Origin of the sequence: Blautia intestinihominis, from assembly GCF_040096655.1 — a bacterium.
GTDB classification, from domain to species: domain Bacteria; phylum Bacillota; class Clostridia; order Lachnospirales; family Lachnospiraceae; genus Blautia_A; species Blautia_A intestinihominis.
The window spans coordinates 18,869-30,918 of sequence record NZ_JBBMEI010000030.1 but is presented as its reverse complement, the minus strand read 5'-3'; the positions used below and the strand labels follow the sequence as shown (position 1 = coordinate 30,918).

General features: G+C 45.1%; 12 protein-coding genes. 10 read left to right on the top strand and 2 right to left on the bottom strand.

Annotated elements, in window-relative coordinates; translation table 11 throughout:
• The first annotated feature begins 102 nt into the window (after window positions 1–102).
• The gene (gene sigG / locus WMO75_RS10610) at window positions 103–882 is read left to right on the top strand and encodes an RNA polymerase sporulation sigma factor SigG (protein ID WP_022215603.1); all 780 of its coding nucleotides are present in this window, start codon (window positions 103–105) and stop codon (window positions 880–882) included.
• 65 nt (window positions 883–947) lie between these two features.
• Here the strand turns inward: sigG and gdhA are convergent, their stop codons facing one another.
• A complete protein-coding gene (gene gdhA, locus WMO75_RS10605; protein ID WP_022215604.1) occupies window positions 948–2,282 on the bottom strand; it encodes an NADP-specific glutamate dehydrogenase in 1,335 nt (444 codons plus the stop codon).
• Window positions 2,283–2,526: 244 nt separating this feature from the next.
• On the opposite strand from gdhA, the gene WMO75_RS10600 reads away from it, so the two are divergent.
• The 9 genes from WMO75_RS10600 (at window position 2,527) to WMO75_RS10560 (ending at window position 10,027) form a co-directional block, all read left to right on the top strand.
• Complete coding sequence (locus WMO75_RS10600) at window positions 2,527–3,747, top strand: aminotransferase class I/II-fold pyridoxal phosphate-dependent enzyme (protein ID WP_022215605.1); 1,221 nt, start codon at window positions 2,527–2,529, stop codon at window positions 3,745–3,747.
• Between the two features lie 174 nt (window positions 3,748–3,921).
• Window positions 3,922–5,283 (top strand): citrate/2-methylcitrate synthase, encoded by a 1,362-nt coding sequence (locus WMO75_RS10595; RefSeq protein ID WP_022215606.1) that lies wholly within the window; start codon window positions 3,922–3,924, stop codon window positions 5,281–5,283.
• Between the two features lie 13 nt (window positions 5,284–5,296).
• Complete coding sequence (locus WMO75_RS10590) at window positions 5,297–5,800, top strand: YqeG family HAD IIIA-type phosphatase (protein WP_022215607.1); 504 nt, start codon at window positions 5,297–5,299, stop codon at window positions 5,798–5,800.
• Entirely contained in the window at window positions 5,797–6,309 is a 513-nt protein-coding gene (locus WMO75_RS10585; RefSeq protein WP_022215608.1) for a shikimate kinase, read from the top strand. Before WMO75_RS10590 ends, WMO75_RS10585 begins: the two co-directional genes overlap by 4 nt.
• A 74-nt stretch (window positions 6,310–6,383) precedes the next feature.
• The gene (gene efp, locus WMO75_RS10580) at window positions 6,384–6,941 is read left to right on the top strand and encodes an elongation factor P (RefSeq protein WP_022215609.1); all 558 of its coding nucleotides are present in this window, start codon (window positions 6,384–6,386) and stop codon (window positions 6,939–6,941) included.
• Window positions 6,942–7,014: 73 nt separating this feature from the next.
• Window positions 7,015–8,022 carry an aldo/keto reductase gene (locus WMO75_RS10575; protein ID WP_022215610.1) on the top strand — a complete coding sequence of 336 codons (1,008 nt, stop codon included), beginning with the start codon at window positions 7,015–7,017 and terminating at the stop codon, window positions 8,020–8,022.
• A gap of 39 nt (window positions 8,023–8,061) precedes the next feature.
• Window positions 8,062–8,643, top strand: coding sequence for a nitroreductase family protein (locus WMO75_RS10570; RefSeq protein WP_118251349.1), 582 nt, complete (start codon window positions 8,062–8,064; stop codon window positions 8,641–8,643).
• A 333-nt stretch (window positions 8,644–8,976) separates the two neighbouring features.
• Window positions 8,977–9,333 (top strand): CidA/LrgA family protein, encoded by a 357-nt coding sequence (locus WMO75_RS10565; RefSeq protein ID WP_022215612.1) that lies wholly within the window; start codon window positions 8,977–8,979, stop codon window positions 9,331–9,333.
• A gap of 1 nt (window position 9,334) precedes the next feature.
• Window positions 9,335–10,027 (top strand): LrgB family protein, encoded by a 693-nt coding sequence (locus WMO75_RS10560; protein WP_022215613.1) that lies wholly within the window; start codon window positions 9,335–9,337, stop codon window positions 10,025–10,027.
• 250 nt (window positions 10,028–10,277) lie between these two features.
• Here WMO75_RS10560 and putP read toward each other — a convergent pair whose 3' ends face one another.
• Window positions 10,278–11,816 (bottom strand): sodium/proline symporter PutP, encoded by a 1,539-nt coding sequence (gene putP, locus WMO75_RS10555; RefSeq protein ID WP_118251350.1) that lies wholly within the window; start codon window positions 11,814–11,816, stop codon window positions 10,278–10,280.
• Window positions 11,817–12,050 lie beyond the last annotated feature (234 nt).

Sequence of the window (12,050 nt, the reverse complement as noted above, 5' to 3'; positions counted from 1 at the left end):
CTGTCAAGGACTTATATTTTTTATATTTTTCGCAAAAAAGAATATTTCATATCCTCCCTGAGAATCATCTTTAGTACCAACTGAAATAAGGAGGATATTTCGATGGCACTAAACAAAGTTGAGATCTGCGGAGTGAACACAGCCAGTCTTCCAGTTCTGGCTCCGGAGGAGAAGGAGGAACTTTTTGAAAAGATAAAAGCCGGTGATAAGGAAGCGAGAGAGCGTTACATCAAGGGAAATCTGCGGCTTGTCTTAAGTGTGATCAAACGATTTCAGAACAGCAGTGAAAATGCGGATGATCTTTTTCAGATCGGCTGTATCGGACTTATGAAGGCCATTGATAATTTTGACACGACTTTGATGGTCAAGTTTTCTACTTATGCAGTGCCAATGATCATAGGGGAGATCCGGAGGTATCTGCGGGACAACAGCAGTATCCGTGTCAGCCGTTCGCTTCGTGACATTGCGTACAAGGCAATCTATGCCAAAGAAAGTTACATGAAAAAGAACCTGCGGGAACCGACGATCGCGGAGATCGCAGAAGAGATTGGGATTGAAAAAGAGATGATCGTGTACGCCCTCGATGCGATCCAGAACCCGGTCAGTCTCTTTGAACCGGTATATTCTGAAGGGGGAGACACCCTGTATGTGATGGATCAGATCAGTGACAAGAAAAACAAAGAAGATCACTGGCTGGAAAATCTTTCGCTCAGAGAGGCGATGAACCGCCTCGGGGAGAGGGAGAGACACATCATTGATATGCGGTTTTATGAGGGAAAAACGCAGATGGAAGTGGCAGAAGAGATCGGGATCTCCCAGGCGCAGGTCAGCCGTCTGGAAAAAACTGCCCTTCGAAATATGAGAAATTATCTTCGTCCATAACAAAAAGCTCCGGCATGAAAACCGGAGCTTTTTGAATATCAATGATTCGCAGAGGAGGAAATTAATTAAACAAGGCCCTGAGCGATCATTGCGTCTACAACTTTTTCGAAGCCGGCGATGTTAGCACCTGCAACGAAGTTATCTGGCATGTCATAACGTTTTGCAGCGTCATCGATCTTAGCGTAGATGTCTTTCATGATCTGATGAAGTTTGGCATCAACTTCTTCTGCTGTCCAGGAAAGTCTCTGGGAGTTCTGGCTCATTTCCAGTGCGGAAGTAGCAACACCACCGGCGTTGGATGCTTTTCCAGGAAGGAAGAGAACGCCGTTTGCCATAGCGTATTCTGTAGCTTCTCTTGTAGTAGGCATGTTAGCACCTTCTACGATATATTTGCAGCCGTTTGCTATCAGAGTCTTAACGCCGTCAACATCAAGTTCGTTCTGAGTTGCGCATGGAAGGTAAACATCACATTTGATGTTCCAGATTCCAGTACCTTCTGTGTAGGTAGCACCTTCTACACGGTCAGCATATTCTTTGATACGTCCACGTTTTACTTCTTTGATGTCTTTGACAACGTCGAGATTGATTCCGTTTGGATCATATACATATCCGTTAGAGTCACACAGAGCAACAACTTTGGCACCAAGCTGAGTAGCTTTCTGGATTGCATAGATTGCAACGTTTCCGGAACCTGTAACAACGACTGTCTTTCCTTCGAGAGAATCGTTGTGAGCCTGCATCAGCTCGTTGAGGATATATACAACACCGTATCCTGTTGCTTCTGTACGGATGAGGGATCCGCCGTAGGTAAGTCCTTTACCTGTCAGAACGCCTTCATAGAGGCCACGGATACGTTTGTACTGTCCGAACAGGAATCCGATCTCACGTCCGCCAACACCGATATCACCAGCCGGTACGTCTGTGTCAGCACCGATATATTTGGAAAGCTCTGTCATAAAGCTCTGGCAGAATGCCATAACTTCTCTGTCGGATTTGCCTTTAGGATCGAAGTTGGAACCACCTTTACCACCACCGATCGGAAGACCTGTCAGAGAGTTCTTGAATACCTGCTCGAAACCAAGGAATTTAAGAATGCTCTGGTTTACTGTAGGATGGAAACGAAGACCTCCCTTGTAAGGTCCGATTGCACTGTTGAACTGTACACGGTATCCTTTGTTGATCTGTACGTTCCCGTTGTCATCGATCCACGGAACACGGAAAGAGATGATTCTTTCTGGCTCTACCAGACGCTCCAGGATGGAAAGGCTGCGGTATTTCTCCTCGTTACGGTCGATAACAACCTTAAGGGAATCCAGAACTTCTTTTACTGCCTGATGAAATTCCGGTTCACCAGGATTCTGTGCAACGACTCTTTCATAAACTTCTTCTGTGTAAGACATGACGATTTTCCTCCTCGTTTGTTTGCGTATAAAATAATAACGTCTTTGTGGGGCTTACAAATGCCCAGACACTATTATACACGAAAGTGGTAAAGTTGAAAAGGGGAATATTAATTTTTTTTATATCTTACTAAATTTGTATGAATATGACAATAATATCCGAAATTTTTTCATCTTGATAAAATGACCTGAATATGAGATTATAGTAAAAACTATGTAAAATCTCAGAGAGGAGTTGATAAAAATGAGAACATTTGACAAATCTGCCAAGCTAGATAATGTACTGTATGATGTAAGAGGACCGGTGGTTGACGAGGCGGCGAAGATGGAGGAAGAGGGTAAGGAGATCCTGAAGCTTAATATCGGAAATCCATATCCTTTTGGTTTCTCAGCTCCTCAGGAAGTGATCCTGGACATGCTGAGTAATATCCGCACTTCACAGGGCTATTCTGATTCCAAGGGTATTTTTTCTGCCCGCAAGGCGATCATGCAGTATGCACAGCTTCGCGGGATCCCGAATGTGACCATGAATGATATCTATACAGGAAATGGTGTCAGTGAACTTATCAGCCTGTGTATGCAGGCACTTCTGGATAATGGAGATGAGATTTTGATCCCGGCACCGGATTATCCGCTGTGGACGGCGACTGCGACACTGGCAGGAGGCAAGGTCGTACATTATATCTGTGACGAGCAGTCTGACTGGTATCCAGATATCGAGGATATCAGAAGCAAGATCACGGACAGGACCAAAGCGATCGTTATCATCAACCCGAATAACCCGACAGGTGCTGTCTATCCGAAGGAGATCCTGGAGCAGATCGCGCAGATCGCCAGAGAGAAGGAACTGATCATTTTTTCTGATGAGATCTATGACCGTCTTGTCATGGACGGATATCAGCATACTTCGATCGCATCTCTTGCACCGGATGTATTCTGCGTGACATTTTCCGGACTTTCCAAATCCCATATGATCGCAGGATTCCGTATCGGCTGGATGATCTTAAGCGGAGCCAAGGAGCGTGCGAAGGGTTATATAGAAGGAATCAAGATGCTTTCTTCCATGCGTCTCTGTTCCAATGTGCCGGCGCAGGCGATAGTACAGACTGCCCTTGGCGGTTACCAGAGCGTTGCAGAGTATGTGAAACCGGGCGGAAGAGTTTATGAGCAGAGAGAGTGCATTTACAATGCCTTAAAGGATATCCCGGGAATCAGCGTTGTGAAGCCGCATGCGGCATTTTATATTTTCCCGAAACTGGATGTGGAGAAATTTAATATCACGGATGACGAGCAGTTTGCACTGGATTTCCTGCATGAGAAGCAGGTGCTTCTTGTACCGGGCAAAGGCTTCAACTGGGGTGCACCGGATCATTTCCGTGTGGTTTATCTGCCGAATACAAGGCAGCTTGAGACTGCTTCACAGAAACTTAAAGAATTTTTGAGCACCTACCGTCAGGGCAGATAAAGGAAAGCCTGGCAAAGGCAGTGTGCATTTTTGGGATAGACCAAAATGAGTTTTGATGGTATACTGTATCTACTGTGTTGTAAACGATTACTGCGAACAGTAACGTAAAACTACGGTAACAACGGGGAGGGAGTTTGATCGAGAAAAAGCAAAGGACTTGAAAGGAGACTTACAATGGCAGGATTTAATATGAAGGTAACACCGGAGATCGAACAGCTTACAGAGGCATGTAAGGACCACACTACGATGGATCTTTCTTTATATGGTAAGTATGATGTCAAGCGTGGTCTGCGTGATATCAATGGTAAGGGTGTTCTCGCCGGACTGACCCAGGTGTCCAATGTACAGGCGGTCAAGGTTGTAGACGGTAAGGAGGTTCCATGTGCAGGAAGCCTTTATTACAGAGGTTACAATATCAAAGATCTCACGAACGGTTTTGTCAAGGATAACCGTTTTGGTTTCGAAGAGACTACATATCTTCTTCTGTTCGGTACTCTGCCGAATGAGAAGCAGCTTGAGGATTTTAAGGAACTTCTGGCAAATCAGCGGTCACTTCCGCGAAATTTTGTCAGGGATGTCATCATGAAGGCACCGGGACGTGATATCATGAATGCTCTGTCAAGAAGTGTCCTTACTTTGTATTCTTATGACAATAATCCGGATGATATTTCCTTACCGAATGTTCTGAGACAGTGCCTGAATCTGATCAGTATTTTTCCACTGTTGTCAGTTTATGGTTATCAGGCGTATAATCATTATGTGAGAGGCAAGAGTCTTTATATCCACAATCCGAAGAAGGAACTTTCCACAGCGGAAAATATCCTCCGTATGCTGCGCCCGGATAAGCAATACACAGATCTGGAAGCGAAGATCCTGGATCTTGCCCTGATCCTTCACATGGAGCATGGCGGTGGTAACAACTCTACATTTACCACACATGTTGTGTCTTCATCCGGAACAGATACCTATTCCGCGATCGCGGCATCACTTGGTTCTCTCAAAGGACCAAAGCACGGCGGTGCCAACATCAAGGTTGTCCAGATGTTCCAGGATATGAAGAAGGAAGTCAAGAACTGGGAAGATGAGGATGCGGTGAGAGCATATCTCAAGCGTCTCCTTCATAAAGAAGCCTTTGATAAGAGAGGTCTGATCTATGGTATGGGTCATGCGATCTATTCTGTTTCCGATCCGAGAGCAGAAGTCCTTCGAGGTTTTGTAGAAAGCCTCGCGAAAGAAAAGGGACGCATGAAGGATTACAGACTGTACTCCATGGTTGAGTGGATGGCTCCTGAAGTTATCGCAGAGGAACGACGCATCTACAAGGGTGTCAGCGCGAACGTGGACTTTTACAGCGGCTTTGTATACAGCATGCTGGATCTGCCGCTTGAGCTGTACACACCAATGTTTGCGGTTGCCCGTATCGTAGGATGGAGCGCGCATCGTATGGAAGAGCTGATCAATACAGACAAGATCATCCGTCCTGCATACAAGAACGTGCTTCCGGCAGCGGAGTATGTACCGCTTAAAGAAAGATAGACAGGAGAAGAAAATGTTTCGATGTTTTTTTCCGGATGAATATGTGGATTCCACATATGTGATCGATTTTGAAAAACTGTATCAGGAAGGATACAGAGGTTTGATCTTTGATATTGATAATACACTTGTGCCGCATGGGGCACCGGCAGATACACGTGCGATCGCACTGTTTCGGCGTCTTAAGAAGCTGGGATTTGGCTGCTGCCTTTTATCCAACAATCAGAAGAAGAGAGTGGCTTCTTTTAATGATGCGGTCCAGGTGAATTATATTGAGAACGCACACAAGCCTTCTGTGAGAAATTATAACAGGGCAATGGAGATTCTGGGTACGAATACTGAGAATACCATTTTTATAGGAGATCAGCTTTTTACCGATGTATACGGAGCCAAGAGAGCCGGCATCCGCAATATTCTGGTCAAGCCGATCGATCCGAAAGAAGAAATCCAGATCGTGCTCAAGCGCTATCTGGAAAAAATAGTACTATACTTTTATGAGAAAGAGGAGGGGATTTCATGAACCATGTGGTGATCATCGGGTTTATGGGTTCAGGTAAAACAAGAGTAGGAAAACAGCTGTCCAAGGATCTGGGGTTATCATTTGTCGATCTGGAGAGACTGATCACAAGAAAGATGAACATGTCTGCCAGAGAGATCTTTCAGCGGTTTGGTGAACCGTATTACCGTGCACTGGAGACAGTTGCACTCAAACAGTTTATTCAGGACAATGAACGCAGAGTCATTTCTCTGGGAGCAGGACTTCCGCTTCAGGAGCAGAATGAGAAATATCTCAAGGAGCTCGGCACAGTCGTTTATCTGAAGGGTTCACTGGCAACTCTCAAGAAACGTCTGGAAGGTTCCAGCAAGGATCCGATGCTTGACGGTGATGACCGCGATGAGAAGATCAAGAAGCTTCTGAAACAGAGAGATCCGGTTTATCAGAAGTTTGCAGACGTTACGGTTGTTACCGGAGAGAAGCCATTTGAAGAGCTGATCAAAGAAATTGAAGAGAAATTAGCTGCACAATAAAAAAAGTAGTTGAAAAATCTTCATGTGTATTATAAAATAATTGATAGCGACAACATAAGAAGGAGGAAATTAAAATGATTTCAGCAGGTGATTTCAGAAACGGTGTCACAATTGAAATTGAAGGAAATGTATGTCAGATCGTTGAGTTCCAGCATGTAAAACCTGGAAAGGGCGCTGCATTCGTAAGAACAAAATATAAAAATATCATTACAGGAGCTGTACTGGAGAAATCTTTCCGTCCAACAGAGAAGTTCCCGCAGGCACGTATCGACCGTGTAGACATGAGCTATCTGTACAACGATGGAGATCTTTACAACTTCATGAATGTTGAGACTTATGACCAGGTTGCACTTACCAAAGAGCAGGTTGGAGATTCTCTCAAATTCGTTAAGGAGAACGAAGTTGTTAAAGTTTGCTCCTGGAACGGAAACGTATATGCAATCGAGCCGCCTCTGTTCGTAGAGCTTGAGGTTATCGAGACTGAGCCAGGATTCGCTGGAAACACAGCACAGGGTGCTACCAAACCGGCAACTGTTGAGACTGGCGCACAGGTAATGGTTCCTCTGTTTGTAAACCAGGGCGACAAACTGAAAATCGATACAAGAACAGGTGAATATCTGTCTCGTGTATAATTAATAGGAAATGATAGGATACCACCGGAGAGATTCGGTGGTATTTTTTTATAAAAAAGGAAGAGGGTGTATTATGGAATACAGAATACTTGGAAAAACAGGACTTAAGATCTCGCGTATGGGATTTGGAGGAATTCCGATCCAGAAGATTGACGAGGAAGGCACCAGAAAACTGCTTCACGAGATGATGGAGATGGGAGTCAACTATATTGATTCTGCAAGAGGATATACCGTCAGTGAGCAGTACATCGGATATGGTCTGGAGGGAATCCGTGATAAATTTGTGCTTGCGACCAAATCCATGTCCAGAACAAAAGAAGCAATGGCAGCGGATATTGAGACAAGTCTTGGAAATTTCCGCACAGACTATATCGACCTTTATCAGGTACACAACCCAAGCATGGAACAGCTTGATCAGGTGATCGGCGAGGGCGGTGCATTGGAAGCTCTGATGGAAGCGAAGGCAGCGGGCAAGATCGGACATATCGGACTGACTGCACATTCTACAGCTGTTTTTGAGCGTGCACTGGGACTTGACTGGGTGGAAACGATCATGTTCCCATACAATATCGTAGAACAGCAGGGTGCAGAACTCATCCATAAATGCGCAGAGAAAAACATCGGCTTTATCGATATGAAACCATTGGCAGGCGGTGCGATCGAGGATGCGACCCTGGCACTTCGCTATGTCTGTTCCAATCCTGATGTGACCGTCGTGATCCCGGGAATGGCAGAAGTCCGTGAACTGGAGCAGAACCTTGCCGCATGTTCCAACACAGAACCACTCGCCGACGAAGAATTAAAAGCAATGGACAAAGTCCGCGAACAGCTCGGTACCGATTTCTGCCGCAGATGCAACTACTGCGCGCCATGTACCGTTGGAATCAACATTCCAAGCGTGTTCCTGTTCGCAGGCTACCTTCAGAGATACGACCTCGCAGACTGGGCAAAAGACCGTTACAGCACACTGAAAGTAAAAGCTTCTGCCTGCATCGGCTGCGGCAAATGCGAGCCAAGATGCCCGTACCATCTGCCGATCCGCGAGAAACTCAAGAAGTGTGCGCAGGATATGGGAGAATAAATCTGTTTTTTACAGAAGAAAATCAAGGGAGATACACAAATGTTCAAAGATATTGTAAAAGCAAGCAGAAGCTACAGAGGTTATGACGAATCCTATCGTTTCAGAAGAGAAGAACTGGAGGATTTCGTGGACTGTGCACGTTTTGCACCATCCAGTGTGAATGCGCAGCCGTTTCGGTATTATCTGGCGTGGGAGAAGGAGGAGGTTGACCGTATCCAGAAACTGACAAACTGGGCGAGAGCACTCCCTGAGATGCAGCTTCCACATCCGGGAAAATGCCCGACCGGATTTATCATCATCTGTCAGGATCTGAATCTCGGAGCTTCTATCCCGAGATACCAGAAGGATGTTGGAATCGTTGCACAGACCATGCTTCTCGCAGCAGCTGAGAAAGGGCTCGGCGGTTGTATGATCGGAAATTACAATGCAGATTCCGTCAAAAAAGAACTGAGTCTGGCAGAAAATCTTGCCCCGGTACTGATCGTAGCGTTTGGCAAACCGGCAGAAGAGATCGTGATCAAAGAGATTGAGGAAGGTGAAAGTATCGCCTACTATCGCGCCGAAAACGATGTACACTACGTACCAAAACGCAAACTGTCAGATATCCTCATAAAGAAATAAATTACAAGAGATGAAAGAATAACCCATTCCAGAGCTGCTACAGTACCGGGATGGGTTATATTATTGGAATCATTTATATCTTTGGATATAAAGTTTGTGCAGTAGTGGAGGAAGCAAGAATCCCTGAGGTTTGATTGTGGGGAATGCCAAAACAGCATTCTTTTTGAAAGATCACTGATGTAGCTTTTATACAGACCAAAAATTGACATTTTTCAAACTGTTACATAAAAAACTGCCGATATAACGGCAGTTTTTTGTACTTTTTTTGACTTGTTATGACAAAAAAGGATGTGCTATAATAGACAGCAGTGAATTTTTTAGGAGGCGAAAAAAGTGAAATATCTGAGACAGTTTGGAATCATCCTTGCTGTGACCTGTGCGGGGGAGATCATGAAGTATTTTATCCCGCTTCCGATACCGGGCAGTATCTATGGACTGATTCTGATGTTTGTGCTTCTTTTGACAAAGGTGATCAAAGTAGAGCACGTAAAGGAGACCGGTGAATTTCTGATCGAGATCATGCCGCTTATGTTCATTCCGGCAGGCGTTGGTCTGATCACATCCTGGAGCCAGCTGCAGTCTTTTCTGGTGCCGCTCCTGGTAATCACAGTCGTATCGACGTTTGTAGTCATGATCGTTACAGGAAAGGTTACAGATTTTTTAATATCCAGAAAAGAGGGAAAGAAGTAAGATGGACAATTTAATCATGAGTTCGGCAACGGTAGGGATCGTGATCAGCCTTCTGGCATATGAGATCGGGCTTGCAGCACAGCGTAAATGGAAGCTGGCGTTATTAAATCCGCTTCTGATCTCTATTGCGATCGTGATCGCGTTTCTGGTAGTTTTTCATGTGGATTATGAAAGCTACAATATGAGTGCAAAATACCTGAGCTACCTTCTGACACCTGCGACGGTAAGCCTGGCGATCCCTCTGTATCTGCAGCTTGATCTGCTGAAAAAGAATATCGGGGCGATCTTTGGCGGAGTTATTTCAGGCGTTATCGCAAGTCTTGGAACGGTACTTGTAATGTCGATCGTATTCGGTCTGAGCCACAAAGAATATGTGACCATGCTTCCGAAGTCTATTACGACAGCAATCGGTATGGGCATTTCTGAGGAGCTTGGCGGATATGTGACAATTTCTGTTGCAGTGATCATCATTACAGGTGTTCTTGGAAACATGTTTGCAGAATACATCTGCAAACTGTTCCGCATCAAGAGTCCGATCTCCAGAGGACTTGCGATCGGTACAGCATCTCATGCGGTAGGTACAGCAAGAGCAATGGAGCTTGGAGAAGTAGAGGGAGCGATGAGCAGTCTGGCGATCGTTGTGTGCGGTCTGTGCACTGTCATTGGAGCTTCGATCTTTTCCTATCTCTGGTAAAATAAAAAGTAAAAGACATCGTAACTGTTCAGTATCCTCACAGTTACGAGTCAAAATGAATTCCAAATCACCTTCGGTGATGGCATTTTGACTTGTATGTCTCGGGATTTTGGCAAAAACATGCCAAAACACCTCGCGGGATATTACCTACTGAATAGTTTCAAGACATCAAAAAAAGAAACCGTGGAATCCAGTTAAAAAGGATTCTGCGGTTTCTTTTTTTGTTGTTTTGAAATGATTGCTGAAATTTTTATTCAGCCATTTTTTTCTGAACCAGTTCGAACTCGTCTGTGATCTCTTTGGATGGAGCTTTGGTAGCAAGGCTTACTACAATGATCATCACACTGGAGATCAGGAATGCCGGAAGGAGTTCATAGAAGTTCAGGAAGGAAACGTTTGGACGGACCAGATATTTCCATACGAATACCATAACACCGCCGGAAACCATTCCTGCGAGAGCTCCCTGCCAGTTGGTACGCTTCCAGAACAGTGCAAAGAGCACGACCGGACCGAATACAGCACCGAAACCTGCCCATGCAAAAGATACGATGTTGAATACAGAACTGTCCGGGTTGCGGGCAATGATAACTGCGATCACAGCAATCAAAAGCAGGGTAACACGGTCAGTGAGCATGGTCTCCTGTTTCTTCTTATTCTTCAGGACTGCACCGAAAAGGTCGGAAGAAACAGCAGAAGAAGCAGCCAGAAGCTGTGAATCTGCGGTGGACATCGTAGATGCCAGGATTCCTGCAAGGATCGTACCGCCGAGCAGTGCCGGAAGTACACCGTGTGTGCTCAAGAGGTCTGCAATCTTGACGATAATGGTTTCTGAATTAGCTCCATGAAGCATTTCCAGTTCGCCGGCTTCTGTCATTCCAAGACCGATGACACCGATCATAACGGCAACTGCGAGGGAAATCACAACCCAGGTAGTAGCCACTCTTCTGGATAAGGAAAGTTTCTTCTCATCTTCGATCGCCATGAAACGAAGAAGGATGTGAGGCATTCCGAAATATCCAAGTCCCCATGCCAGCATAGAAACGATGTTGATGAGCGGATAAGCTGCTTCTGTGCCTGTTTCCGGGTTGTAAGTGGTCATCATGGTAAGGTATCCAGGCAGTGACTTTGCGTGGCTGATAACTGCGTCAGGACCGCCTGCAACAGATACTCCGAAGCCAAATACAATGATCAGTGCGATGGACATGATGATGCTCTGGATAAAGTCTGTGGTGGATGCCGCAAGGAATCCTCCAAGAGTCGTATATCCGACGATGATCAGTGCACTGATGATCATGGCAGTCAGATATTTTACTCCGAACAGACTGGAGAACAGTTTTCCGCAGGCAGCGAAACCGGAAGCTGTATATGGAATAAAGAAGATCACAATAAAAATAGCTCCGATCGACTGCAGGATCCTGCGGTCGTCCCTGAAACGATTGCTGAAAAAGGACGGTAAAGTAATAGAGTTTCCTGCTACATGAGTGTAGAGACGGATTCTCTTAGCTACGATTTTCCAGTTAAGGTATGTACCGATTGCGAGTCCGATCGCGGTCCAGCCTGCGTCTGCGATACCGGAAAGATATGCAAGACCAGGAAGTCCCATAAGGAGCCAGCTGCTCATATCGGAGGCTTCTGCACTCATTGCGGTTACCAGAGGACCAAGCTTACGACCGCCCAGATAAAAGTCTGAGGTATCGTTGTTCTGCTTGGAACAGAGATAGCCGACAAAGAGCATTGCACCAAGATAGATAATGATCGCAATCATGATACAGATGTGTGCTGTTGTCATAAATTCCTCTCCCTTCTGAAGTTGAAATGTATATTTATACATCGTTGATATGCATATACATACAATATTATTAGAAAATCCGTCAAAAGTAAAGAAATTTCTTCTCAATAAAAGATCAGGTTTTCTGAAAAAAACAAAAATCCCTAAAATCGCCGCAAACCCTCATAAAATAAGGCTGAAATTGAACAGGAATGAAAAAGATTTGTCGAATTTTTCAATAAATTGTCAGACGAA

Bases quoted from the DNA above. Each gene is read 5' to 3' on its own strand.
- sigG (WP_022215603.1), top strand. From the start codon at position 103: ATGGCACTAAACAAAGTTGAGATCTGCGGAGTGAACACAGCCAGTCTT.
- WMO75_RS10590 (WP_022215607.1), top strand. From the start codon at position 5,297: ATGTTTCGATGTTTTTTTCCGGATGAATATGTGGATTCCACATATGTG.
- putP (WP_118251350.1), bottom strand. From the start codon at position 11,816: ATGACAACAGCACACATCTGTATCATGATTGCGATCATTATCTATCTT.
- WMO75_RS10560 (WP_022215613.1), top strand. From the start codon at position 9,335: ATGGACAATTTAATCATGAGTTCGGCAACGGTAGGGATCGTGATCAGC.
- WMO75_RS10600 (WP_022215605.1), top strand. From the start codon at position 2,527: ATGAGAACATTTGACAAATCTGCCAAGCTAGATAATGTACTGTATGAT.
- efp (WP_022215609.1), top strand. From the start codon at position 6,384: ATGATTTCAGCAGGTGATTTCAGAAACGGTGTCACAATTGAAATTGAA.
- WMO75_RS10595 (WP_022215606.1), top strand. From the start codon at position 3,922: ATGGCAGGATTTAATATGAAGGTAACACCGGAGATCGAACAGCTTACA.
- WMO75_RS10585 (WP_022215608.1), top strand. From the start codon at position 5,797: ATGAACCATGTGGTGATCATCGGGTTTATGGGTTCAGGTAAAACAAGA.
- gdhA (WP_022215604.1), bottom strand. From the start codon at position 2,282: ATGTCTTACACAGAAGAAGTTTATGAAAGAGTCGTTGCACAGAATCCT.
- WMO75_RS10570 (WP_118251349.1), top strand. From the start codon at position 8,062: ATGTTCAAAGATATTGTAAAAGCAAGCAGAAGCTACAGAGGTTATGAC.
- WMO75_RS10575 (WP_022215610.1), top strand. From the start codon at position 7,015: ATGGAATACAGAATACTTGGAAAAACAGGACTTAAGATCTCGCGTATG.